The following is a 25,409-nucleotide window of genomic DNA, read 5'->3' on the forward strand; positions in this document are numbered from 1 at the left end:
TCCGAAGGGGCTGTGATGTTCAGCGGGCCTCGACGTACTCCTGGGCCCTGGCCAGCGTCGCCCGGCTGTTGGCGCCGAGGGAGTCGCGTACGGCCTTGCGGGCCGCTTCGAGCGACGCCGGCGGGCGGGGCAGCGCCGCGATGCCCTCGGGGTCGAGGATCACCCGGTGCCGGGAGGTCACCTCGACCACGCCGTCGGCGGGCGAGGTGAACAGCCACTCGCCGTTGTGCGCCTGCAGCGCCGGCGGCAGTTTCACCTGCTTGTAGACGATGCGCCGCTGCGGCTCACAGACCCGGCCCGAGACGGTCGTGTGGACCGAGCCGTCCGGTGAGCGGGTGTCCATCTCCATGTGCTGGAGACCCTCGGTGTCCTCGCGGAGGCCGACGCGCAGCACATGCGGGAGGCGGTCGGGCCAGTGCCGCACGTCGTACAGGAAGTCGTACGCGTCCTTCAGGGAACCGCGGATGGTCAGCGAGTCGGAGAAGTCCAGCAGGAGTTCCCGCTCGCTCTCCCCCCTCTCGACCGCCCGCCGCAGGTGCTCCAGTTCGGACGTGCTGTTGTGCTCCACCGCCCGTGCGATACGGGCGAGCTGCTCCGGGTCGTCGCCGGTGGAGCGGTAGAAGTGGTCCAGGACGACCGTGCTGGTTCCGTCCGGGTGCTCCTTCACGGCCCAGGATCCGCCCATCGCGGCGACCGGGTCGGTGGGAGTCGCCTGCTCGAACTCGACCCGGTGCTCCTCGGGGCGCAGCCGGCGGCGGGACTCCCAGGTGCGGATCTCGTCGTTGGCCATGGCCCAGATCCGGATGCGTTCCTCACGGTCGTCCCCCGACACCCGCTCGGCGCGGAGCGTGGGCGGGAAGTACAGCGGCCACAGTCCGACGTCGGACACGACGCGGTACACGGCGTCCGCTCCGGCGGGCACGGTGATCGTGTGGGTCACCTCGGTGTTGCTCATCTCGAACCCTTCCTCCCGTCCGCGAACGCGGTACGGGGAATCTGGCAGGGCCACGTCGAGCGGCCCTACAGTGGTGATCCAGCGGCCTCTCACGCCTCGCCGAGGGCCTTGATCATCGACTCGACCAGAGCGCGCGGCGTCGGATTTTTCAGGACCGCGTCGGCCGGCAGCCGCAGTCCGGTGGCCGCGTTGAGCCGGTTGCGCAGGTCGACGCTGAGCAGCGAGTCGAAGCCGAGGTCCCTGAAGCCCTCGTCCGTCCCGACCGCGGTGGCGTCCCCGTAGCCGAGCACGTCGGCCGCGTGGGAGCGGACGAGCGCCAGGAACACCTCCTCGGAGGGCTGCTCCGTGCGCGGCGTCGGCCCGGGCTCCCGCGTACGGGGGGTGAGGTCCTGGCCGCCGGCGGGGGCGGGCGCGTCCGGGCCGGTCAGTTCCTCGAACAGGCGGGCGGCGCGGCTGCCCGGCCGGATTCCGGTGAGCGCGGGCCGCAGCGGCACCCGGAGCGGTCCCGCCGAGGCGAGCGCCTCGTCCAGCAGCCGCAGGGCCCGGTCCGTGGCGATCGGCGCTATCCCGATGCCGGCCAGCGCGTCGACGGCCCGCTCCGACAGGTGGGACGTCATTCCGGTCGGCTCGGCCCACAGCCCCCACGCCACCGAGGTGGCCTCCAGGCCCTGGGCCCGCCGGTGCTGGGCGAGCGCGTCCAGGAAGGTGTTGGCCGCCGTGTAGTTGGCCTGGCCCGGGCTGCCGATCACTCCGGACGCCGAGGAGAACAGGACGAACGCCGACAGGTCGAGATCGCGGGTGAGGTCGTGGAGGTGCCAGGCCCCGTGCGCCTTGGGGGCCGTGACCGCTCGGAGCCGGGCGGGCGTGAGCTGGGTGAGCGGCGCGTCGGCCAGCACGCCCGCGGTGTGGAAGACGCTGCCGGGCGGGTTCTCCGCGATCACCTTGGCGAGCGCGGCCCGGTCGCTGACATCGCAGGCGACGACGGCCACCTCCGCCCCGGACGCGGTCAGTTCGGCCCGCAGAGCCGCCGCGTTCGGGGTGTCCGGGCCGCGGCGGCTCAGGAGCAGCAGCCGGCGGACGCCGTGCGCGGTGACGAGGTGACGGGCCACCTGGGCGCCCAGCCCGTCCGTGCCGCCGGTGACGAGGGCGGGCCGGTCCGGGTCGACGGTGCGCGGCATGGTCAGGACGAGCTTGCCGCGCTGCTTGGCCCGGCTCAGCATACGCAACGGCGTCCGGCCCTCGTGGACGTCCCAGGTGCGCAGCGGCAGATGGGCCAGCGCACCGCTCTCGAACAGGGCGATCAGCTCGTCCAGCACCTCGCCGATGCGGTCGGGGGAGACGCCCAGGATGTTGTACGCGCGATAGGTGGTGCCCGGGTGCTCGGCCTCGGTCCGCGCGGTGTCGCGGATGTCGGTCTTCCCCATCTCCGCGAACCGTCCGCCCGGGGCGAGCAGCCGCAGTGAGGCGTCGATCGCGTCCTTGGAGAGGGAGTTGAGAACGACGTCCACGCCACGGCCGCCGGTGGCGGCGCGGAAGGCGTCGGCGAAGTCCAGGGTGCGCGAGGAGGCGATGTGGTCCTCGGGGACGCCCCAGGCCCGCAGGGTGTCCTGCTTGCCGGCGCTCGCGGTGGCGAACACCTCGCCGCCCAGGTGGCGCACCAGCTGGATCGCGGCGAGGCCGACACCGCCGGTGGCGGTGTGGACGAGCACCGACTCGCCCGGGCGGACGCCGGCCACCTCGACCAGGCACTGGTAGGCGGTGATGAACACGATCGGCACGCTCGCGGCCTGCGCGTGGCTCCATCCGGCCGGAAGCGGTCTGACCATGCGCTCGTCGGCGACGGCGAGCGGTCCCAGGGAGCGTTCGAAGACGCCGAACACCTGGTCCCCGGGGGCGAGCCCGGTGACGTCGGCACCGGTTTCGACGATGACACCGGACCCTTCGCTGCCCATGGTCTTCTCGCTGGCCACCAGGCCGAGGCCGACCGCGATGTCGCGGAAGTTCAGCCCGGCCGCCCGCACCTCGATGCGGACCTCGCGCGGGCCGAGTCGTGCCTCCGCCTCCGGATGCGGGAGCAGGGCGACGTGGTCGAGGGTGCCCTTGCTGGTCACGTCGAGCCGCCAGGCGCGGTGGCCGTCCGGCTCCCGGAGCGTGCCGCCGGACGGCGTCCGCAGCCGGGGGCGGAGCAGTTCCCCGGCTCGGACGGCCACCTCCGGTTCGCCGGTGGCCAGAGCGCGCGGCAGCGCCCGGAGGGACGCCGGGTCGTCGTCGACGTCGATCAGCTGGAAGGCGTCCGGGTGTTCCGCCTGCGCGGACCTGACCAGCCCGGTGATGACCGAGGAGGCCAGGTGGCGCACCGGTTCGCGGTCGACGACGGACTGCGCCCCCCGGGTGAGCACGGCCAGGCGCGCCGAGGCGAACGCGGGGTCCGCCAGCCAGCTCTGGAGCAGGTCGGTCGTCTCCCCGGCGAGCGCGTCCACATCGGCCGGCAGTGTGTCCTCGCTCCCGTCGCCGCCGAGAGCGGCGACGAGGACCGAAGGCGCGGGCCGGGTGACAGCGTCGAGTCCGGGAAAGTCGTGCGCGGACCCCAGTGCGGAGGGGGCGGGTCCGGAGGTGGACAGCGTCGCCCACGCGTCCGGGGCGAGCGGCTCCAGGGCCTCCGGGACCGGGGCCCAGTGCAGAGCGAGGCCCACGCCCTCCTCGTCCGGGCGGGCGCCGCCGGGGACGGCGCCCTCCGTGAGGGGCCGGAGCGTCAGCGAGCCGACGGTGGCGACGGTCCGGCCCAGCGTGTCGGCACAGTGCACGGTGATCTCGTCGCCCTCGGTGCTGATGCGCACCCGCAGCTCCCTGGTCGCCGACGGCGCGAGGGTGACGTCCCGCCAGGCGAAGGGGACCGCCGGTTCGCCGCCGCTCTGGAGGATCGCGGCGTGCAGGGCGGCGTCGAGCAGCGCCGGGTGCGCGGTGGCCCCGGAGCCCTCCGCCGTTCCGTCGGGCAGGGCCGCCTCGGCGAAGATGTCGGAGCCGCGCACCCACATCCTCCGCAGTCCGGCGAAGGCCGGTCCGTAGCCGTAGCCGCGCGCGGCCAGCCGGAGGTAGGCGTCGCTCAGGTCGATGCGGGAGGCGTCGGCGGGCGGCCAGGCGGCCGAGGACGGCGCCGCTTCCGCCGCGGGGCCGCCGGGGGCCAGCGCGCCGGAGGCGTGGGCCGTCCAGGCTGCCGCGTCCTCGGGGCGCGCGTGGACGGTGAGACGGCGGTGGCCCTCGGCGTCAGCCGGTTCCAGCAGCACGCGGAGGTCGACCGCCCTGTCCTCGGGGACGGACAGCGGCACGCCGAGGGTCAGCTCTTCGACCACGGGCACTCCGGCCGCTTCGCCGGACTCGGTGAGCAGGGCCAGGAAGGCCGTCGCCGGGACGAGGACGGTGCCGCGCACCCGGTGGTCGGCGAGCCAGGGATACCGGTCCCGGTCGAGGCGTGCGGCGAACACCGTCTGTCCCGAGGGGAGTTCGAGCGGACGCATCGCGAAGCCGCCCGTGTCCGGCACGGCTTCGAAGGCGCCGGCCGCGCCGGCCGCGGGGGCGCTCACCCAGTAGCGGCTGCGGTCGAAGGCGTACGTCGGCAGCGCCGCCCGCCGGCCCGGCGGCTGGAGCGGGCCGAGGTCCACGGGTACGCCGACGGCCTGGGCGGCGGCGGCCGAGGCGAGGAACTGCCCCGGGCCCCCGCTGCCGCGCCGGATGGTGTCCAGGACCGAGCCGCGCACTCCGGCGGCCTCCAGAATCGCCTGCACGCCGAAGGTGAGGACCGGGTGCGGGCTGATCTCGACGAACACCCGGTGCCGGCGGTCCACGAGCCGCTGGACCGCCGCCTGGAAACGTACGGGACTGCGCAGGTTCTCGAACCAGTACGAGGCGTCCATGGACGGGGCCTCGATGGGCTCGCCGGTCAGCGTCGAGTACACCGGCACCGTTCCCGGGCGCGGGGCGATGCCGGCCAGGCCCTCCGCCAGCGGCTCCCGCAGGACGTCCATGGCCTCGGTGTGCGAGGCGTAGTCGACCTCGATGCGCCGGGCGTCGACACCGCGCGCCTCGCAGGCGGCCAGCAGGTCCTCCAGCTCCCGGACACCGCCCGCGACGACCGTGCTGGACGGGCCGTTGAACGCCGCGATGCGGGCTTTCCCGTCCGTGCCGCCCGCCGCGTCCAGCAGGGAGCGGGTCTCTTCCGCGCCCAGCGGCACGGAGACCATCCCACCACTTCCCGCCACCGTGTGCAGGGCCCTGCTCCGCAGGGCGACGATCCGGCACGCATCGTCGAGGGTGAGCACTCCGGCCACGTGCGCGGCGGCGATCTCGCCCTGCGAGTGGCCGACGACGGCCGCGGGGCGCACCCCGGCCGCCTCCCACATCCGGGCCAGCGACACCATCACCGCGAACAGCGCGGGCTGGACGACGTCGACCCGGTCCAGGTGCTCGCCGCGCAGTGCGTCCGACAGCCGCCAGTCGACGTACGGCTCCAGCGCCCGCTCGCACTCCTCGATGGCGCGGCGGAACGGCTCGGACCGCTCGATCAGCTCCTGGCCCATCCCTCGCCACTGCGACCCCTGGCCGGGGAAGACGAACACCGGCCCGGCGGAGCCCTGGCGGGCCTCGCCGGACAGCACGGTCGGTGACCGGTAGCGGCCGGGCGCGGCGGGGGCCTCGTCCCCGGAGGCCAGTCGGCCGAGCCCTCGGGCGAGGTCGGCGGCGTCGTCGGCGATCACGGCGGCCCGGTGGGCGAAGCGGGTACGGGAGCGGAGCACGCGGGAGACGTCCTCGGGCGGGGTGTCCGGGGCGTCGGCCAGGAACTCGCCGAGGGCCGTCGCCTGGGCGCGCAGGGCCGCGGGGCTCGGCGCGGACAGGTGCCAGACGTGGGGGCCTTGGGCGGGGGCGTCCACCGGGGGCTCCGGGACGGCGGCCGGGGCGGCCTCCTCCAGCACGACGTGGGCGTTGGTTCCGCTGATGCCGAAGGAGGAGACCGCGGCACGCCGGGGGCCCGCCTGCGCCCGGTCCCAGTCGCGCGCCTCGCTCAGCAGGGCGAGCCCGCTGCTCGCCCAGTCCACGTGCTTGCTCGGGGTGCCCGTGTGGAGGGTGGCGGGCATGACCGCGGCGCGCATCGCCTGCACGACCTTGATCACGCCGCCCACTCCGGCGGCGGCCTGCGCGTGTCCCAGGTTGGACTTCAGCGAGCCGAGCCACAGCGGGCGGTCCGCCGTGCGGCCCGTGCCGTAGGCCGCCGCCAGCGCGCGGGCTTCGATCGGGTCGCCCAGTTCGGTGCCGGTGCCGTGCGCCTCGACCAGGTCGACGGTGTGCGGGTGGAGTCCCGCCCGGGCGAGGGCCAGCGAGATGACCTTCTCCTGGGCGGACTTGCTGGGCGCGGTCAGCCCGTTGCTCGCGCCGTCCTGGTTGGTGGCGCTGCCCCGGATCAGGGCGAGGATCTCGTGGCCGTGGGCGAGGGCGTCCGACTGCCGCTCCAGCAGGAGCAGGCCCGCGCCCTCCGACCAGGCGGTGCCGTTGGCGTCGTCCGAGAAGGAACGGCAGCGTCCGTCCGGGGAGAGCCCGCCCTGACGGCTGAAGTCGATGAACACCCCGGGGGTCGGCATCACCGCGACCCCGCCGGTCAGCGCGCGGTCGCAATCGCCCTGACGCAGCGCCTGGACGGCCAGGTGGAGGGCGACCAGCGAGGAGGAGCAGGCCGTGTCGACGGTGAGCGCGGGGCCCCGCAGGCCGAACCAGTAGGCGATGCGGCCCGACGCGACGCTGGTGGTGCTGCCCGTGATCCGGTAGCCGCCCGCGTCCTCGTTGTCCTCGTGCAGCCGGGGCCCGTACTCCTGGGCCATCGCGCCGACGAACACACCGGTGTCGCTGCCGGCCAGCGCGCCCTTGTCGAGACCCGCCCGTTCGAAGGTCTCCCAGGCCACTTCGAGGAGCAGCCGCTGCTGCGGGTCCATCCCGGCGGCCTCACGGGGGGCGATGCCGAAGAACTTGGCGTCGAACAGGTCCGCGTCGTGGAGGAACCCGCCGTGCCGCGTGCTGGAGCGGCCGTCGGACAGGTCCCAGCCGCGGTTTTCGGGGAACGGGGAGATGGCGTCGCGGCCGGACGCGACGAGCCGCCAGAGGTCCTCGGGGGACCGCACGCCTCCCGGATACCGGCAGCCCATGGACACGATGGCGATCGGTTCCCGGTCCTCGTGCGGAGCGGGGGTTTCCTGGGTCATGTCGCTGAAGACCTTTCGTGGCGTGGAAGGTGAGGCCGGGGCGGACGGGACTACAGCGGCGCGTCGCTCTCCAGTGCCTCGATCAGGGACCCCGGTGTGGGGTGGTCGAAGAGCAGGGTGGTGGGCATGGACCGCCCGGTGGCGCGGGTGAGCACCGTGCGCAGGGTGACGGCCATCCGGGAGTCCAGGCCGAGCGCGTTGAAGGTCTCGTGCAGGTCGAGTTCGGCGTCCGGGGAGAGCCCGAGGGTCCGTAGGGTGCTGCTGACGACCAGTTCGTACGGGTCGCCCGACCATCGCTCGGCGGGCTCGGCGGGCGGCGGGGTGGCCGGCGCGGTGTCGAGCCAGAACGGCTCGCGCCGGAAGGGGTAGAGCGGCAGGCCGGTGCGGCGGGCGTGCGGGCCGTGGACGGCCACCGGGTCGATCGGCGCGCCGAAGACGTGGGCCGCGGCGGCGGTCCCGGCGACGCCGGCCACCTCGTCGTCGGTGGCCATCGGCGCGCTGAACAGCGCCTCGCCCAGATCCACGGTCTCCGCGGCCATGTTCACCAGGCCCCGCCCGGGACCGATCTCGACGAAGAACCGGGCGCCGAGTTCGTGCGCGGTGCGCAGCGCGGGACCGAACCGCACGGTGGCGCGCAGGTGGTGCGGCCAGTGTTCCGGGCGGTCGATCTCTCCGGGGCCCACGGGCCGGCCGGTGACCGCCGAGACGATGCGCGGGCCGGTCGGCGGGTGCCAGGTGAGCTGCTCGGCCAGCGCGAGCAGTTCGTCCTGGATCGGTTCCATCAGCGGGGAGTGCCCGGCGACGGCGATCCGCAGGCGGCGGGTGCGGCGGCCCAGGCGCTCGAAGTGGGCCGCCGCCGCGAGGGTGGCCTTCTCCTCGCCGGAGAGCACGAGGGACTGCGGGCTGTTGACGGCGGCGACGGAGACCGGTCCGAGCCCGGGACCGAGCAGCTCCCGCGCCTCGCTCTCCGCGGCCTGTACGGCGATCATCGCGCCGCCGGGCGGAAGGGTGCCGATGAGGCGGCAGCGGCGCGCGACGAACAGCGCCGCGTCCTCCAGGGACAGGACGCCCGCCACGTGGGCGGCGGTGATCTCGCCCTGGGAGTGGCCGAGCAGCAGGTCCGGCGCCATGCCCCAGGACTCGAACAGCCGGTAGAGGGCGGCCTCCAGGGCGAACAGCGCGGGTTGCGTGTGCTGGTGCCTGCCGGGCACGTCCTCGCGCCCCCACAGGACGTCGGCGAGGCTCGCGCCGAGGGCCGGTTCCATCGCCGCGCACGCCGTGTCGAAGGTGCGGGCGAACACCTCGAACTCCTTGTGGAGCCGCCGGCCCATGCCGGGCTGCTGCGCGCCCTGCCCGGGGAAGAGGTAGGCGGTGAGACCCTCGCCGCGGGTTCCCTCGACGACGCCGGAGGCGTCGGGGTGGGGGCCGTCCGCGAGCGTCCGGAGCCGGGCGACCAGCTCGTCGAGGTCGCTCGCGACGACCGCGCCCCGGTGGTGCAGGGGCGCCCGGGTGGTGACGGAGGAGAGACCGATGTCGGCCAGGGCGGCCGGTGCCGCTCCCGGGCCCCGGCGCGCGGGGTCGAGAGCGTCGGCGAAGGCGGCCGCGTGCCGGCGCATCGCCGGGCCGCTGGGTCCGGACACCAGGACGGGCACGGGGTGGCCGGTGCCCGTCTCCGCGCTCGCGGGGGCGGTGCGGGCGGAGTGTCCGCCCAGCACCACGTGGCAGTTGGTGCCCCCGAGGCCGAACGAGGAGACGCCGGCGAGGAGGGGCTCCGGTCGCCGGGGCCACGGTCCGCGCGCCGCGCACACCCGCAGCCGGTGCGCTTCGAGGTCGATCGCCGGGTTGGGCTCGCGGTAGTTGAGGCTGGCCGGCAGCTCGCCGTGGTGCAGGGCGAGCGCGGTCTTGATGAAGCCCGCGATGCCCGCCGCTCCCTCCAGGTGGCCGATGTTCGTCTTGACCGAGCCCACCCGCAGGGGGAAGTCGGACGGCCGCCCGGGGCCGTGCACCGCGCCGAGCGCGGACGCCTCGACCGGGTCGCCCAGCGCCGTGCCCGTGCCGTGCAGTTCTACGTACGAGACGTCCTCGGGCGCGACGCCCGCGCGGTGGCAGGCGGCGCTGAGCACCGCCCGCTGGGCCTCGGCGCTGGGCGCGGTGAGGCCGGTCCGCCCGCCGTCGCTGTTCATGGCGCTGCCCAGCACGGTGCAGTAGATCCGGTCGCCGTCCGCGAGCGCCCGCTCCAGCGGCTTGAGGACCAGGGCGCCGGCTCCCTCGCCCCGGACGATCCCGTCCGCCCGGGAGTCGAAGGTGTGGCACCGCCCCCGGGGCGAGAGGGCGCCGAGCGCCTGGACGGCGTCATCGCCCTCGGCGGCGAGGTTGAGCTGCGCCCCGGCGACGAGGGCGGCCGAGCACTCCCCCGCCGCCAGCGACTGCAGCGCCTGGTGGAGGGCGGCGAGCGACGAGGACTGCCCGGTGTCCACGGTCAGACCGGGGCCGGTGAACCCGAGGAAGTGGGAGAGGCGGTTGGCCAGGAACGCCCGGCCGGTCCCGGTCATCGTGTACGCGGTGGCGATCTGGGCGGCGCGGCCGATCAGGGCGTAGTCGTCGGCGCAGTTGCCGACGAAGACGCCGACGGCGTCCCGGGACAGACTCTCGGGAGTGGTCCGGGAGTCCTCCAGGGCGTGCCAGGCCAGCTCCAGGAGCAGCCGCTGCTGGGGGTCCGTCGCGGCGGCCTCCGGTGCGGGCATCCGGAAGAACTCCGCGTCGAAGTGTTCGACGTCGTCGAGGTAGCCGCCGTCGCGCCGCCCGGCCCGCCGGCCCCCGGCCGGGCCGATGGCCTCGCTGCCGGAGATCAGCAGCCGCCAGAACGCGTCGAGGCCGTCGGCGCCGGGGAACCGGCAGGACATGCCGACCACCGCAACGGGTTCCTGCCGTCGGGGCATGGGTCGTCGGGTCGGGTTCTGGGACACGGACTCCTCCAGAGTCGGCGGACGGGCGGGTGGTGTCAGAGGGCGCGCGGCGCTTCCCGTGGCGCGAACAGCCGGTCCACGGCCGCATCGGCCTCCCGGCGGTCGGCCTCGTCGCCCCGGCACCGGTCGGGCAGCAGCGGCAGCACGGCGCTGCGGCGGGCGACCACGGACGGCTGCCGGCGGGCCAGGACGCTGAGGCTGTTGCCCGGTCCGGCCTCGACCAGCAGACAGTCGTGGTCGGCCAGCAGCGTGGTGAGTGTGGGGGCGAAATGAACGGTCGCGGCGGCCTGCCCCGCCCAGAAGTACGGATCCAGCGCGTCCCGCTCGGTGAGTACGCCGCGGGTGTAGGAGGAGTACAGGGTCAGCCGCGGCGGGCGCAGCGCGGTGGCCCGCCAGTCCGGCAGGGAGGCGGTCACCGCCTCGGCGACCAGGGGGCTGTGGAACGCCTGCCGGGCGAGCACCCGGCGGCAGACCACCCCGCGTGCCTCCAGCGTCCGGGCCGCCCGCGCCAGCGGGGCTTCCGCGCCGGCCAGCAGGAGCTGCCGGGTGGCGTTGACCGCCGCCAGGTGCACGTCCGCGTTCAGGAGGTCGTCGACGTCGGCCACCGAGGCCGCCACGGCGAGCATGCCGCCCGGCGGGGTGTCGGCGAACCGCCGGACGCGGTCGCGCATCAGCCGGACGCCGTCGGCGAAGTCGAGCACTCCGGCGAGGGTGGCGGCGGCGAGTTCCCCGACGCTGTGTCCGATCAGGGCGACCGGGCGCACGCCCCGCTCCAGCAGCATCCGCCCGAGGGCGTGGTTCACCGCGTACAGCAGGGGCTGGGCCACCGACACGTCGTCGTAGAGGGGCGAGGGGTGTTCGGCCAGCCACTCGGACCGCAGCGCCGGTCCGGCGTCCTCGTACAGCGTGAAGGCGCGGTCCATCCAGGCGGTGAACGACGCGTCGTGGCCGTAGAGGCCCGCTGCCATCCTGGGGTGCTGGGCGCCCTGTCCGGCGAACATCAGGGCGACGGGCCGGGCGGTCGGGGGCAAGAGCGGCATCCGCGTACCTTTCCTGGGATTCGGCCACACCGTGCGTCCCGGCGTTCGAGCCTCGCCTGAGAACGGTTCGAACCGTGGGGCTCCATCCGGCCTTGAGCCGGTTTTGACGTCGCCGCCACAGACTCCGGGCCCGGGGGCCGCATCCGGCTTCGCCCGCCGGCGACGATCCGGCCGAGTGGTGCACGAGGGAGGATCCGGTGGACGTCACGGACGTGTTCATTTCCGGGGTCGGGCTTCATCTGCCGCCGGCCCTGCCCGTCGCCGAGGTGGCGCGGCGGGGCCTGGCCGACGAGCGGACGATCCGGCGCAGCCGGATGCGTTCGGTGTGCGTGGGCGAGGAGTCGGGGCCCGAGATGGCGGTGCGGGCGGCCCGGGAGGCTCTGGGCTCGGCGGGCGCGGGCCGGGAGGACATCGGCCTGGTCCTGCACGCCAGTACGTACTACCAGGGGCACGACCTCTGGGCGCCCGCCTCCTATGTGCAGCGCGAGGCCGTCGGCGGCTCCTGCCCGGCCATGGACGTGGGGCAGCTCTCCAACGGCGGTATGGCGGCGATGGAGCTGGCGGTCGCCGCGCTGCTGTCCGGCCGGGCCCCGCACAGTGTGCTGATCACCACCGGCGACCGGTTCGCCCCGCCGGGCTTCGACCGCTGGGAGACCGATCCGGGCACCGTGTGCGGGGACGGCGGAACAGCGGCCGTCCTGTCCACCGCCGGCGGTTTCGCCCGGCTGCGCAGCCTGGTGACGGTCTCCGATCCGACCCTGGAGTCGATGGGCCGGGGCGACGACCCGTTCGGGACGACGCCGCTGGGCGTCCGCTCCCCGGTCAGTGTGGCCGGGCACCGGGCGCGGCTGGTCGAGCAGATCGGCATGGGCGAGCTCATCGACCGCCTCCAGGTCGGTCAACGCAACGCTTTCGAACGGTCGTTGGCGGATGCGGACGTGAAGGCCGACGGCATCGCCTGGTTCGTGCTGCCCCATCTGGGCCGGCCGAAGATGGACTTCCAGTTCTTCGGCGCGCTGGACATCGATCCCGACCGGAGCACCTGGTCATGGGGTTCCGGAGTGGGGCATCTGGGGGCGGGCGATCCCTTCGGGGGGCTGGCCCACCTGGTGCGCACCGGCGCTCTGGCCCCCGGACAGTTCTGCGCCCTCGTCAGCGCCGGCGGCGGTTTCGCCTGGTCGGTGGCGGTCCTGGAGATCGTCGGCGTCCCGACGGCCGGGGCGCCCTCCTCTTCTGCCCCTGCGACAAGGAAGTCGAGCGCATCGTCATGACAACCCGTGAAACCCCGCCCGGCACCGGGCCCGGCCAGAGCGCGAACACCCCGGACCCGCTGAGGGCCTTCCACGAGCAGCGCCCGCGGTGGGAGCCGGCACCACCCGGCGACGGGGCGGCCTCGGCCTGGCTTCCGGCGCCCGCCCCAACCCACGCACCCGTCGAGCACGCGGTGGTGGAGGTGCCAATGGACTACACGGACCCCGGGGGCCGCAGGCTCTCGATCGCCGTCAGCCGGCTCCGGGCCAAGGACCCGGAGCGGCGTCGCGGCATCCTGCTGCTGGTCAACGGCGGCCCGGGGGGCTACTTCGGGCTCGGCCGGGGCTTCCCCGCCGCGCTGGCGCACACCCGGCTCACCGAGGTCTACGACCTGATCGGCTTCGACCCGCGCGGCACCGGGCACTCCACGCCGTTGCGCGGCGAGATCACCCCGACCGCGGCGCCGTTCGACTCGCGTCCCCCGGACTCCGCCTTCGCGGCGATCTCCGAGGACTTCCGCGTCCGCGAGGAGGGCAACCTGCGCGCGGGCGGCGAGCTGCGCCCGCACGTCAGCACACCCAACACGGCCCGGGACATGGACGTGGTCCGGGCGGTGCTCGGCGAGGACCGCCTCAACTACCTGGGCTACACCTACGGCACCTACCTCGGCGCGGTGTACGGCGCGTTGTTCCCCGACCGGCTGGACCGCAGTGTCCTGGACTCCTGTGTGCATCCCGACTGGACCTGGCGCGAGCAGGCCATGGCCCAGGGGCGCGCCAACCGGGACAACGTGGAGTCCTGGGCGCGCTGGGTCGCGGAGCGCGAGGGCCGCTTCGGACTCGGGGCGTCCGGCGAGCGGGTGCTGGCCGCGGTCGAGGAGGCCGCCGCCGCGATCACGGCCACTCCGGGGGCGGTCGCGCTGCGCTCGCTGTTCGACGGGGCGATGGGGTCCCGCTCGGCCGACCGCTCGAAGTGGCGGGAGCTGGCCGACCTGGTGGCCGACGTCCGCACCGGCGGCGCCGAGGCGGCCGGGAAAGGGCTCGCGGACGAGAAGGTGTGGCCGCCCAGCGAGACCGAGGGCGAGACCCGGTGCGGGGTGCTCGACGCGGTGACGGTCGAGAAGGACTGGCCGGTGGACCTGGAGGTCTACTACGAGGACATGCGCCACTTCCGCGAGCGCTTCCCGTACGGCTACGGCGTGATGCGCGCCCAGACCTGGGTGGGGGCCTTCCGCACCTTCACCCCGCCGGAGCGGCCCGTCGAGCTGTCCGCCCGCCGCTACCCGGCCGGGCTGGTCGTGCACGCCGAGGGCGACCCGACCGACCACTACGAGGGCGGAGCCGCGATGGCCGCCCGTCTCGGGCACCGGCTGATCACGGTCCTCGACTCGGGTCAGCACGAGATCTTCGGCTTCGCCCGCAATCCGGACGTGGACCGGCTCGTCGAGGGCTACTTCGTCGACGGCGTCCTGCCCGACGACACGTCCTGCCCGAGCACGGTGAGCCGCCCGGACCTTCCGGCGGACGGCGTCGCCGGCTCCATCCCCCGTGAACCGAGGAAGGAATCATGACTCGCGTGCTCGTCATCGGCGGCGGCATCGCCGGCGCCGTCTGCGCCATCGCCCTCCAGAAGGCGGGCTTCGAGCCCACCCTCTACGAAGCCTTCGACCGTACCGCCGACGGCATCGGCAACTTCGTCAACATCGGCCCGAACGGCATCGACGCCCTGGACAGCATCGGACTGGGCCACCTGGTCCGGGACAAGGGCTTCGACACGCCGGCCATCGCGTTCTACAGCGACACCGGCCGGGCGCTGACCGGCGACGTCGCCACCGACCGGCTGGCGGACCGGGGCCAGATCATCCAGACGATCCGCCGCTCCGACCTCTACGTCGGGCTGCGGGACGAGGCGGCGCGGCGCGGGATACCCATCGAGTTCGGCAAGCGGATCGTGGACGCGGGCGCCGACGGCGACGGGGTGCGCGCGGTCTTCGAGGACGGCACGCACGCCGAGGGCGACCTGCTGGTGGGGGCGGACGGCCTGCGGTCCCAGGTCCGTCGGATCATCGACCCCTCGGCTCCCTCGCCGCGCTACCTGGGAGTGCTCAACGCCTTCGGCCGCGCCGAGGGGCTCCGGCTGGAAGGCCCTCCCGGCGTCATCCGGATGTTCTTCGGCAAGCGCAGCTTCTTCAGTTACACCAAGCATCCCGACGGCAGCCTCTGGTGGTTCGCCAACCCGCCGCGCGCCGAGGAGCCGGACTCCGAGCTGCTGCGGCTCAGGACGGCGACCTGGCGCGGGGACCTGCTGCGCCTGTTCGAGGACGACCGCACGCCGGCGGCCTCGATCATCCGGGCGACCCGCGACCTCGCGCCGCCGTCCCCGACGTACGACCTGCCGCCGGTGCCCCGGTGGCACCGGGACCGGATGATCGTGATCGGCGACGCGGCGCACGCGGTGTCCCCCACGGCGGGCCAGGGCTGCGCGGTGGCCATGGAGGACGCGGTCGTGCTGGCCAAGTGCCTGCGTGACGCGCCGTCGCACGAGCGGGGTTTCGTCAGCTACGAGGCGGCGCGGCGCAAGCGGGTCGAGGACATCGTCGCGCAGGGGAAGTACAACAACGAGGGCAACATCCGGCGCGGCCCGGCGGGCCGGATGCTGCGCAACTTCTTCATCTCCCGGGCCTTCCGCGGGACCGGGGGCAAGGGCGACCCCACCTGGATGATGAGCCACCACATCGACTGGGACGCCAAGGAGCCGGGCGTGGACGGTGTCGCCGCCTCCGGGCCCGGATCAGGGCTGCGCGCCTAGGCAGGCTTCCGGAAGGCCCCCCTCCCCGCGCGAGCGAAGCCGGGCCCGCGGGGACGCGCGTGCCGGGGCCCGCGAGCCCGGCACGAGCCGGACGGAAGGCCCGGCCAGGGCGCCCGTCGACCAGGGCCGGACAAAACCGTAGTACAGCCAAGGAGATCGCACGATGACGACCGAATCCCGTTGCCCCGTCGCCCACACCCCCTTCCCGTACGCGCGCCAGGGGCCGTTCACCGCACCCGCGCAGTACCCGGAGATGGTCGCGAAGGGCGTCACCCAGGTGACGCTCGCCCAGTCGGGTCTGCGCGTCTGGACCGTGACGGGCTACGCCAACGTCCGCAGCCTGCTGACGGACCCCCGGGTGAGCGCATCCCGCAAACACCCCGGGTTCCCCTTCTACTTCATCGCCCCGCCGGAGTTCCGTACGGAGACGTCCTTCATCGGGTACGACGCTCCGGAGCACACCCGGGCGCGGGGCAAGGTCGCCGCGGCGTTCACCTACCAGCGGGTGCAGAAGATGCGCGGGCGCATCCAGGAGGTCGTCGACGAGCACCTCGACCGGATGCTCGCCCTCGCTCCGCCGGTCGACTTCCACCGGCTGTTCTCGCTGTCGCTGCCGACGACGGTGATCTGCGAGATGCTGGGCGTCCCGCAGGACGACCACGACTTCATCATCGAGCACAGCAACAACATGTTCGGCGGCCGCAGTACGCCCGAGCAGCGGCAGGCCGCCATCGTCGAGGTCAACGGGTACGTCGAGAAGCTGGTGCGGCTCAAGACGCAGACGCCCGGCGACGACGTGATCAGCATGGCCATCGCCGCGTACGAGGAGTCCGGCGAGGAATACACGGAACGCGATCTGGTCAACATGGTCCGGATGCTGATGAACGGCGGCCACGAGACCACCGCGAGCATGATCTCTTTCGGCACCGCCGCCCTGCTGGAGCACCCGGAACAACTGGCGAAGCTGCTGGCCGACCCGGAGGGGATGATCGGTCCGGCCACCGAGGAACTCCTGCGCGTGGTGACGATCGGCGACGTCGGGGTGCCCCGGGTCGCGCTGGAGGACATCGAGATCGACGGCACGGTCATCCCGGCGGGCGACGGGATCCTGTGCCTGCTGCTCACCGCCAACCGGGACCCCGAGGTCTTCCCCGACCCCGACGAGCTGATCCTGAGCCGGGGCAGCCGCAAGCAGGTCGGATTCGGGCACGGCGCGCACCTGTGCATCGGCGCGGAGCTGGCCCGGCTGGAGATGCAGATCGTCTGGACGACGCTGTTCAGCAGGATCCCTTCGCTGCGGCTGGTCAAGCCGCTGGAGGAAGTGCCCCGCAAGGAGGGCGCGATCGTGTACGGCGTCCACGAGCTGCCCGTCACCTGGGACGTGTGAGGACCATGGGCGAGGAAGAGGTGTACGGCTCCGGGCTCGCGGAGATCTACGAGCTGATCTACGCCGGCCGCGGCAAGGACTACCCGGCGGAGTCCGCCGAGGTGGCCGCCCATGTGCGGGCCCGCAGGCCGGACGCGGACACGCTGCTCGACGTGGCCTGCGGGACGGGCGGCCACATGGCCTACCTGCGGGAGACCTTCGACGTGGTGGAGGGGCTCGAACTCTCCGAGCACATGATCGTCAAGGCCGGGGAGAGCATGCCCGGCGTTCCGGTGCACGCGGGCGACATGCGGGACTTCTCGCTGGAGCGGTCCTACGACGCGGTCATCTGCATGTTCAGCTCCATCGGGTACATGGACACCCCCGGGGAGCTGGACGCGGCGCTTCGCAGCATGGCCCGCCACCTGACGCCCGGCGGGGTCATCGTGCTCGAACCCTGGCACTTCCCGGAGGCGTTCCTCCCCGGGTACATCGCCGAGGACCTCGTGCGGTCGGACGGCCGGGTCACGGTGCGGATCTCGCACTCCACCCGGGAGGGCGACCGGGTCCCGATCGTCGTCCACTACCTGGACGCGCTGAAGGACGGCGGCATCCGGCACTTCACGGACGTGCACCGTATGCGGCTGTTCACCCGGGAGACCTATGAGCGGGCCTTCGAACGGGCCGGCTGCTCGGTCGAGTACGTCCGCGGCGACCGGTTCGGCTGCGGGCTGTTCGTCGGCGTCCTGAAGTGAGCACGCCGCTCTGAGACGGACGAAGAGGGGGTCCGGGCCAGCTGGCCCGGACCCCCTCTTCGACGTCCCTCCGGCGGCCGGCCTACAGGCCGACCGCCGGCCGTCGCTCCGCCCGGTCGGCCCGCCACATGTCCCGCAGGGAGGCGGCGAGAGGGGTCCGGGGCCGCCAGTCGAGCAGGTGCGCCGCGCGCCGGATGTCGGCCCGGGTCCAGGCGCCGCCCAGGCTGCGGACCTCCTGGGCCCGTTCGTCGAGGATCTCGGCGGGGAATCCGGCGGCGGTGACGAAGAGGCGCACCAAGGTGGGCATGTCGACGGCCGTTCCGCTGCCGATGTTCACGGCCTGGCCGGTCGCCGCCGACTCGGCGGCCTTCAGGACCGCTTCGGCGACATCGCGCACGTCCACGAAGTCGCGTCGCGCGTCGCCCAGGGTGACCGGCATCCTGTCGCCGGTGGCCACCGCCTCGCGCAGGAGGGCGACGAGCTTGCCGGGGAAGCTCGCGGGCGACGGGTGGGGGCCGCTGACATTGGCGACCCGCAGGACCAGCCCCTGGGCCGCACCGGTCCGGGTCGCCGCGAGCACCGCCTGCGAACCGGCGAGTTTGGTCCGGGTGTACGGGGTGACCGGGCGCGGCTGGAGCGCCTCGTCCATGACGGTGCCCGCCGCGACCTCGCCGTACTCGTGCATCGTGCCGATGTGGACGATGCGGACGCGTCGCTCGACGGTGTCCAGGGCCGCGAGAAGACGGCAGACCAGGCCGAGGTTCAGGTCCGCCAGGTCCTCGTCGGTCCTGGCCCAGCCGTCGGTGGCGTTCGCCGCGTCGGTGGCGTTGACCACGACGTCCACCCGGTGCTCGCGCAGCAGCCGGCCGATGCTCTCGGGCGAGGCACGGGCGAGGTCGAGTCCGACGAAGCGGTGGGCCGCGACGTGAGGCCGGGGCCGGCGCGCCACGACGAGAACGTCGTGGCCGCGCCGCACGGCCAGCTCGCAGACGTGTCTGCCGAGCCAGCCGGTGCCGCCGAGGACGGCCGTCCGGAGTGCGCCGGGCGCGCCCGGCCGGGGTGCGGGCACGGCCCTAGGCCGTCCTGCGCGTGACGAGGCCCTCGAGGACCGGCACGACCGCGCCGGGCGGGGGCTGACGGGTGATCTCGTCCCGCACCTCCTGGGCCCGCTTGGCGTAACCGGTGTCCTCCAGCAGGGCGCGGCAGGAGTCCAGCACGCTCTGCGGGGTCAGGTCGGCGGGCGGCAGATGACGCACCGCACCGAGGTCGGCCAGCCGGCCGATGGCCTCCAGGGGCTTGCCGCGGCCGGGGACGACGACCTGGGGAATGCCCTGGGCGAGACAGGCCATCATGGTGCCGGGACCACCGTGGTGGACGGCCGCGTCACAGCCGGGCAGCACCGAGGTCAGCGAGATCCAGCCGGCGGCGACGACCTTCTCCGGAAGCGTTCCGAGCTTGCCCACCAGGTGGTCGGCGACCGCGACGACCAGCTCCGCGTCCAGGGACGCCAGGGCCTCGATCATCTGGCCGAGCATCGGGATGCCACCGATCTGCGGCTGGACCGACCCGAGGGTGACCAGCAGCCGGGGCCGGTGGCGGGGCTCGTGGACCCAGCCGGGCACGGCTCCCGGCTCACCGAAGGGGACATAGCGCACGGGCTGCGCCCCGGGCACCGGATCGCCGAGCGCCGGCGGGCAGTTGTCGAGGACCAGGGCGGGCGGGGGCACCGCGTCCAGGCCGAGGCGCTTCAGCTCGGGGGCCAGCTCCCGCTCCACCGCGCCGTCGACGGGCAGGTCACCGGGGCCGACGACGTGCTTGACCCACGGGACGCCGTGGATTCCGGCGGCGATGGCCGGGGCCGCGAAGGAGTACGAGTCGGTGATCACGAGGTCGGGCCGCCAGCGGCCGACGAGGTCCACGGTGGCGTCGACGGTCCGTGCGGCCAAGCGGCCGAAACCGGCGCCGACGCCCGCGGCCATGTCGGCGTCGTTGTCGGGAACGCGGACGGGCCGGCCCTCCCGGTCCAGCGCCATGACCTCGCCCATGTCCAGCGGGCCGTGCACCGGCGTCATGGCGAGACCGGAGCCGCGCACGGCGGCTTCGAAGCTTTCGGGAACCGTCACGAGCACCTCGTGACCGGCGGCACGCAGCGCCCAGGCGATGGGCACGACCGGGAAGTACAGCGGGTGGGCAGGCCCTGTGGCCACGAGAATCTTCATGTCCCGGAACCTAGGAGCCGGTGCCTGATTCCCGCTCGAATCCGGCTGGTCGCGGCGGGGGCGTGCGACGCCGCCGGCGCGGCGCCTCAGCGGGTGAGCCGGGCGTCCAGCTCCCGGCACTCCTCGTAGTCCGGCAACAGCCCCGACGCGAGGGCCTCGGCGAGGCTCGGGGCCACCCGGTCGCGTTCGGAGACGACCGGTTCGAGGTCCTCGGGCAGGGGCAGTGCCAGGTCGGGGTCGAACACCGACAACGCCAGCTCGTTCTCGGGGGCGTAGGCCAGGGACAGGGTGTACGCCATCACCGTGTCGTCCTCCAGGGCGACGAAGGCGTGGCCCAGCCCGACGGGGAAGTACACCGCCCGGAAGTCCACCGGGTCGAGGACGACGGTGGCATGGCGGCCGAAGGTCGGCGAGCCGCGCCGGAGGTCCACGATGATGTCGAGCGCCCGGCCCCGGGGGCAGTAGACGTACTTCGCCATCCCCGGCGGGGTGCGGGTGAAGTGCACTCCGCGGACGACGCCCCGGCGGGAGCGGCTGTGGCTGATCTGTTCCACGGGGAACAGCCGGTGCCCGGTCTGCCGGACGAACGCCTCCTCCTGGAAGGGCGAGACGAACGCGCCGCGCGGGTCCGCGAACACCTGCGGGGTGAAGACGTGTGCGCCGGTGACACCCAGTTCCTTGGCTTCCATGAGCCGTTCCTCCCGCTTCCCGTGATCCGGTCGGGCGTCGGTCCTGCCCGCGCAGATGCTGGGTCCGCCGTCTGGAGCGCGGGTGGGGAATCGCTGGAGGCGCCCACCGGCCGGCCTCCGAGTTGATCGCGGACAGTGGATGACCGCGATCCCGGCTATCGTCCGGCACAGTCCGCACTCCGCGTGCGCTCCCGCTGAAAGGACACCATGGCACTGCTCACCCGCCGGAGCCTGAACCGGGCCACGTCGCACAGGCAGTTGCTGCTGGAGCGGACCGGCCTCCCGGCCCTGGAGGTGACGGAACGCCTCGTCGGGCTACAGGCGCAGGACCCCGATCCGCCGTACATCGGTCTGTGGAGCCGCGTCCGGGACTTCCGCCTCGACGACCTGACCCGGCTGCTGTACGAACGCCGGGTGGTGCGCGCCACCCTGTTCCGGGGGACGCAGCACCTGTTGAGCACGGAGGACTACCTGTGGGTCCGGCCGCTGTTGCAGCCGATGCTGGACCGGTGGCAGAAGGGCGCCTTCGGCAAGTTCACCGCCGGGATCGAGCTGGCCGAGATCGCGGCGTTCTCCCGGGAGTTCATCGGTGAGGGAACGGTGACCCGGGTGGAGCTGGGCCGGGCCCTGGTGGAGCGGTGGCCCGGCACCGACAAGGTCGGCATGGCCCGGTCGGTCCAGGGGCTGCTGCCGGTGGTGCACCCGCCGCCCGACGGCACCTGGGGCAAGCGCGGGGCCACCCCCTTCGCGCTCGCCGAGCACTGGCTCGGCCGGAGCCCGGTAGCGGACGAACAGGCGGCCCGCAGGCTGGTCCTGCGCTATCTGGCCGCCTTCGGCCCGGCCACGGTGAAGGACATCCAGGCGTGGAGCGGGATGACGCGGCTGCGCGAGGTGGTGGACGGCCTGGGTTCACAGCTGCGGCTCCACCGCAACGAGGCCGGGCAGGACCTGTACGACCTCCCCGACGCCCCGCTGCCCGACCCGGACACCCCGGCGCCGGTGCGCTTCCTCGCCGCGCTCGACAACGTGGTCCTCAGCCACTTCGACCGGTCCCGGATGATGGACGAGGTGGCGCGCAAGCACATCGTCGTCGAAGCCGCGATGACCGTGGACGGCTTCGTGCGGGGGCTCTGGCACGTCCGGCAGGACAAGACCGGGGCAACGCTGGTCGTCAAGCTGTTCCGGCCGCTGACGGGAACCGAGGAGGAAGCGGTCCTGGAGGAGGGCGGGCGCCTGCTCCGGTTCGCCGCGGAGAAGGCCGAACACCACGACATCGAGTTCCGCCCGGTGGACGGGAGCTCCTGACCGGGCTCCCCGCGAGCGGCCGTCGGGGGGCGGCCGCGCGGGCCATCCGGTGGGGGCGCTCCCCCACCGGATGAGCCCGCGCCGGGCTGGGCCCGTACGGAGGGCACCCGGCCCGCTCGCTGACCCGGCCTGACCCGGCCCCATCCGCGAAAGGCCCTAAGGGGTGTCGGCGAGCTCCTCCGCGATGGCCATGACGTACTGCCCGTAGCGGGACTTGGAGAGCCGGACGCCGAGGCGGTGGCACTCCTCGCTCGTGATGTAGCCCATGCGCAGGGCGACCTCCTCGACGCAGGCGATGCGCACGCCCTGCCGCGCCTCCAGCGTGCCGACGTACTGTCCGGCCATCAGGAGCGACTCCGGCGTGCCGGTGTCCAGCCAGGCGAAGCCCCGGCCGAGATCGACGAGCCTGGCGCGCCCGCGCTCCAGGTACCAGCGGTTGACATCGGTGATCTCCAGTTCGCCGCGCGCCGAGGGCCGGACGTTCTTGGCGACGTCCACGACGGAGTTGTCGTAGAAATACAGCCCGGTGATGGCCCGGTTGGACCGCGGGTGCGTGGGTTTCTCCTCGATGGACACGAGCCGGCCCTCGGCGTCGACCTCGCCCACGCCGTAGCGTTCGGGGTCATTCACCGGATAGCCGAACAGGACGCATCCGGACACGTCCCGGCTGTTTTCCGTGAGGACGGAATAGAAACTGTGCCCGTGAAAGATGTTGTCGCCCAGAATCAGGGCGACCGAGCTGTCGCCGATATGGTCGGCGCCGATCACGAATGCTTCGGCCAGCCCGTTGGCCTCGATCTGTTCGGCGTATTCGATCTGGAGCCCGAGATGTGATCCGTCGCCCAGCAGCCGCCGGAACTGAGGGAGGTCGTCGGGGGTCGAGATGACCAGGATCTCCCGGACGCCGGCCAGCATCAGAATGCTCAGCGGGTAGTAGATCATCGGTTTGTCGCCGACCGGCAGAAGCTGCTTGGAAACGGCGATGGTCACGGGCTGAAGTCTGGTTCCGGATCCGCCCGCAAGAATGATCCCCTTCACCGGGTGACACCTCTCGATCACTGGTTGCACAACACCGCAGGGCGAACAGCGCACCACGGGCCATTCGAGCACCTCTCGATGTGCGCTCGAATCGGGGAACCTTCTCGAATGAGCGGGCGGGCGGCCCGTCAAGTTTCTGTCGAGCAATTTTCGAGAACCCGCCCCTACGGTCACCGACATGACTTCATGCCGTATCTGCCAAGGCGTGGTGCAGGAGTTCTTCGACTTCGGCCGACAGCCTCTCTCCGACGCCTTCCGCAGGCCCGAGGACAGTTCGGAGGAATTCTTCTACCGGCTCGCCGTGGGCGTCTGCGAACAGTGCACCATGGTCCAGCTGATGGAAGAGGTTCCCCGCGAACGGATGTTCCGCGCGGACTACCCGTACCACTCCTCAATGTCCTCGGTGATGCGGGACCACTTCACCCGCACCGCCCACCAGCTGCTCGCGGCGGGCGGTCAGGGCGAGGACCCCTTCGTGGTGGAGATCGGCTGCAACGACGGGGTCATGCTCAAGACCGTCGCCGAACAGGGCGTCCGGCACCTGGGTGTGGACCCGTCCCGCGACGTGGCCGAGCTGGCCGCCGGCAAGGGCGTCCGGGTGAAGATCGACTTCTTCCAGGAGTCGACGGCCACCGCCATCCGCGCGACCGACGGGCCCGCCGACGTGATCTACGCGGCGAACACCATCTGCCACATCCCCTACCTGGACTCGGTGTTCCGCGGGGTCGACGCCCTGCTGGCCCCCGACGGCATCTTCGTCTTCGAGGACCCCTACCTGGGGGACATCGTCGAGCGCACCAGCTTCGACCAGATCTACGACGAGCACTTCTACCTGTTCTCGGCCTCGTCCGTACGGGCTGCCGCGCGCAGGTTCGGCTTCGAGCTCGTCGGCGTCGAACGCCTCCCGGTGCACGGGGGCGAAGTGCGCTACACCATCGCCCGCGAGGGCCGGCGGGAGCCCGCGGCGGCCGTCGACGCGCTGATCGCCGAGGAGCGCAAGCGCCAGATCGTCGACATCACGATCCTGGAGAACTTCGCGGTCGAGGTGAAGCGGAACTGCGAGGCGCTCACCACCCTGCTCGCCCAGCTGCGCGAGCAGGGCCGCACGGTCGCCGCGTACGGCGCGACGGCGAAGAGCGCCACCGTCGCCAACTACTGCGACATCGGACCGGATCTCGTGCCGGCGGTGTTCGACTCGACGGCGGCCAAACAGGGCCGCCTCACGCCGGGGACGCACATTCCGGTCCGGCCGATGGAGGGGTTCTCCGCTCCGTACCCCGACTACGCGCTGCTCTTCGCATGGAACCACGCGGACGAGATCATCGCCAAGGAGCAGGAGTTCCGGGCTCGGGGCGGCAAGTGGATCCTGTACGTCCCCGAGGTGAAGATCATCTGACCGGGCGACCGCCGGCCACCGCACGCGGACGTGCGCGCCGCCCCCGTCGCGGGAGCACGGCGCGCACGGACGTGCGGCACCCGGCCGGCCGGCCGGTCAGGCGCGGACCACCGGGTCGGGGGCCGCGGGAGAGACGTCCTCGCGCGGGGCGGGCCTGCTCCAGCGCCGCATCGCCGGGCGTTCGACGCTCACGTACAGCAGCCAGGCCAGCAGCAGGCTGAGGGCGATCACGAAAGCGCTCTCAAGGAGTGCACGCGAAAGCGTCGACTGGCGCATCCAGCCGTCGGGTTTGGACATGCCCAGCGGCCCGTAGCCCAGTACGAACCAGTGCACCATGTAGAGGGCGAAGGAGATCTCCCCGAGAAAGACCATGGCCCGGTTCTTGAGGAGCGTGCGCCGGCCCTCCACGTCGGCGGTGGCCCCGGCGGCGATGACCAGGGCCAGGAAGAACGCGATCCCGGAGGACTGGCCGAAGGTCTCCGGCAGTGTCTTGACGATGACGAGGTAACTCGCCAGCGCCAGCACGACGGCGGGCAGGACGCGCAGGCCGATCCAGCGGCCGCTCAGGACGATCCGCGCGACCAGCATGCCGAGCACGAACTCCAGCGCCCTGACGACCGGGAAGTAGTAGACGAACCACTCCTCCCACCACGGGATCGAGCTGTTCAGGGAGTCCACCATGGTCGGGGTGTCCGGAAGCAGCCAGGCCGCGAACGGCATCAGGCAGATCGTGACCGCGACCACACCGGTCCAGAGCCAGAGCCGCCCCGCACGGATGCGGCGCACCAGCAGAAGCAGCGCCGGGAAGCAGAGGTAGAACAGCAGCTCACAGGCGAGCGTCCAACTGGCTCCGCTGGAAGCGAAGTTGAGAATGACCTCCTGGGAGGGTATCCAGCTCTGCACGAGGAACAGGGTGGGGAGGGTGTTGGCCGCCGTGACCGGGTTCCCGTACACGAGCATGAGGACCGTGACGACGGCCAGGGTCACGAGGTGATTGGGGTAGATCTTCACCAGCCGGCGGCGCCAGAACAGCCGCTTGGTGTCGCTGGGCCGGGCCACCCAGGTGAGAACGAAGCCGCTGAGGACGAAGAAGAACACCACCCCGACCGGTCCGGCGGGGTAGATGTACTTCCCGGCGGAGGCGACCCACGGCTCCTGCACCCGGGGTACGACGACGATGGTGATGTGGCAGATCAGCACCATGAACGCGGCGACGAACCGCATACCGGTCAGGGAGGGCAGCCGCGCCGCGGGGGCGCCGGGGGGCGGGGCGGTGGACGTGTCCGTGGGGGTGGCGGCGCGCCCGCGTGGTGACGGCGCACGGGCATCGTTGTCGGGACGTTGGACGCGTGGTTGCGAGGGGCCCTTCATGGCGA

The 25,409-nt window shown here is 73.2% G+C and carries 16 protein-coding genes; 7 read left to right on the forward strand and 9 right to left on the reverse strand.

Annotated elements, in window-relative coordinates; genetic code table 11:
* Nucleotides 1-19: 19 nt before the first annotated feature.
* From ACIQMU_RS17265 to ACIQMU_RS17280, 4 genes are all read right to left on the reverse strand, one after another.
* The gene (locus tag ACIQMU_RS17265) at nt 20-955 is read right to left on the reverse strand and encodes an aromatase/cyclase (RefSeq protein ID WP_352242983.1); all 936 of its coding nucleotides are present in this window, start codon (nt 953-955) and stop codon (nt 20-22) included.
* Nucleotides 956-1,044: 89 nt separating this feature from the next.
* Nucleotides 1,045-7,200: a type I polyketide synthase gene (locus ACIQMU_RS17270; protein ID WP_402689132.1), complete on the reverse strand. Its 6,156-nt coding sequence runs from the start codon at nt 7,198-7,200 to the stop codon at nt 1,045-1,047.
* A 50-nt stretch (nt 7,201-7,250) separates the two neighbouring features.
* Nucleotides 7,251-10,139: a type I polyketide synthase gene (locus ACIQMU_RS17275; RefSeq protein WP_402689133.1), complete on the reverse strand. Its 2,889-nt coding sequence runs from the start codon at nt 10,137-10,139 to the stop codon at nt 7,251-7,253.
* A 62-nt stretch (nt 10,140-10,201) separates the two neighbouring features.
* A complete protein-coding gene (locus tag ACIQMU_RS17280; RefSeq protein WP_352242986.1) occupies nt 10,202-11,206 on the reverse strand; it encodes an acyltransferase domain-containing protein in 1,005 nt (334 codons plus the stop codon).
* Between the two features lie 197 nt (nt 11,207-11,403).
* Here ACIQMU_RS17280 and ACIQMU_RS17285 point away from each other — a divergent pair, with 197 nt between their 5' ends.
* The 5 genes from ACIQMU_RS17285 (at nt 11,404) to ACIQMU_RS17305 (ending at nt 17,386) form a co-directional block, all read left to right on the forward strand.
* The gene (locus ACIQMU_RS17285) at nt 11,404-12,477 is read left to right on the forward strand and encodes a ketoacyl-ACP synthase III family protein (RefSeq protein WP_352242987.1); all 1,074 of its coding nucleotides are present in this window, start codon (nt 11,404-11,406) and stop codon (nt 12,475-12,477) included.
* Nucleotides 12,474-14,027: an alpha/beta fold hydrolase gene (locus tag ACIQMU_RS17290; protein WP_402689134.1), complete on the forward strand. Its 1,554-nt coding sequence runs from the start codon at nt 12,474-12,476 to the stop codon at nt 14,025-14,027. The genes ACIQMU_RS17285 and ACIQMU_RS17290 overlap by 4 nt, the downstream gene beginning before the upstream one ends.
* Nucleotides 14,024-15,265 carry an NAD(P)/FAD-dependent oxidoreductase gene (locus tag ACIQMU_RS17295; protein ID WP_352242989.1) on the forward strand — a complete coding sequence of 414 codons (1,242 nt, stop codon included), beginning with the start codon at nt 14,024-14,026 and terminating at the stop codon, nt 15,263-15,265. The genes ACIQMU_RS17290 and ACIQMU_RS17295 overlap by 4 nt, the downstream gene beginning before the upstream one ends.
* A 163-nt stretch (nt 15,266-15,428) precedes the next feature.
* Nucleotides 15,429-16,652, forward strand: a complete 1,224-nt coding sequence (locus ACIQMU_RS17300; RefSeq protein ID WP_402689135.1) for a cytochrome P450 — start codon at nt 15,429-15,431, stop codon at nt 16,650-16,652.
* Nucleotides 16,653-16,657: 5 nt separating this feature from the next.
* Complete coding sequence (locus tag ACIQMU_RS17305; RefSeq protein ID WP_352243046.1) at nt 16,658-17,386, forward strand: class I SAM-dependent methyltransferase; 729 nt, start codon at nt 16,658-16,660, stop codon at nt 17,384-17,386.
* A gap of 82 nt (nt 17,387-17,468) precedes the next feature.
* Here the strand turns inward: ACIQMU_RS17305 and ACIQMU_RS17310 are convergent, their stop codons facing one another.
* From ACIQMU_RS17310 to ACIQMU_RS17320, 3 genes are all read right to left on the reverse strand, one after another.
* Nucleotides 17,469-18,455 (reverse strand): NAD-dependent epimerase/dehydratase family protein, encoded by a 987-nt coding sequence (locus ACIQMU_RS17310; protein WP_352242991.1) that lies wholly within the window; start codon nt 18,453-18,455, stop codon nt 17,469-17,471.
* Between the two features lie 4 nt (nt 18,456-18,459).
* Complete coding sequence (locus ACIQMU_RS17315) at nt 18,460-19,605, reverse strand: nucleotide disphospho-sugar-binding domain-containing protein (protein WP_402689136.1); 1,146 nt, start codon at nt 19,603-19,605, stop codon at nt 18,460-18,462.
* 86 nt (nt 19,606-19,691) lie between these two features.
* Nucleotides 19,692-20,294, reverse strand: coding sequence for a dTDP-4-dehydrorhamnose 3,5-epimerase (locus ACIQMU_RS17320; RefSeq protein WP_352242994.1), 603 nt, complete (start codon nt 20,292-20,294; stop codon nt 19,692-19,694).
* 207 nt (nt 20,295-20,501) lie between these two features.
* Here ACIQMU_RS17320 and ACIQMU_RS17325 point away from each other — a divergent pair, with 207 nt between their 5' ends.
* Complete coding sequence (locus ACIQMU_RS17325; RefSeq protein WP_402689137.1) at nt 20,502-21,599, forward strand: winged helix DNA-binding domain-containing protein; 1,098 nt, start codon at nt 20,502-20,504, stop codon at nt 21,597-21,599.
* Between the two features lie 156 nt (nt 21,600-21,755).
* On the opposite strand, the gene rfbA is transcribed toward ACIQMU_RS17325, so the two are convergent.
* Nucleotides 21,756-22,637 (reverse strand): glucose-1-phosphate thymidylyltransferase RfbA, encoded by an 882-nt coding sequence (gene rfbA / locus ACIQMU_RS17330; protein ID WP_402689138.1) that lies wholly within the window; start codon nt 22,635-22,637, stop codon nt 21,756-21,758.
* A 178-nt stretch (nt 22,638-22,815) separates the two neighbouring features.
* Here rfbA and ACIQMU_RS17335 point away from each other — a divergent pair, with 178 nt between their 5' ends.
* Nucleotides 22,816-24,033: a class I SAM-dependent methyltransferase gene (locus tag ACIQMU_RS17335; protein ID WP_352242997.1), complete on the forward strand. Its 1,218-nt coding sequence runs from the start codon at nt 22,816-22,818 to the stop codon at nt 24,031-24,033.
* 96 nt (nt 24,034-24,129) lie between these two features.
* Here the strand turns inward: ACIQMU_RS17335 and ACIQMU_RS17340 are convergent, their stop codons facing one another.
* On the reverse strand, nt 24,130-25,404 hold the full coding sequence (locus ACIQMU_RS17340; RefSeq protein WP_402689139.1) for an acyltransferase family protein: 1,275 nt from the start codon (nt 25,402-25,404) through the stop codon (nt 24,130-24,132).
* Nucleotides 25,405-25,409 lie beyond the last annotated feature (5 nt).

The organism is Streptomyces sp. NPDC091649 (genome assembly GCF_044756785.1).
Lineage (GTDB): Bacteria > Actinomycetota > Actinomycetes > Streptomycetales > Streptomycetaceae > Streptomyces.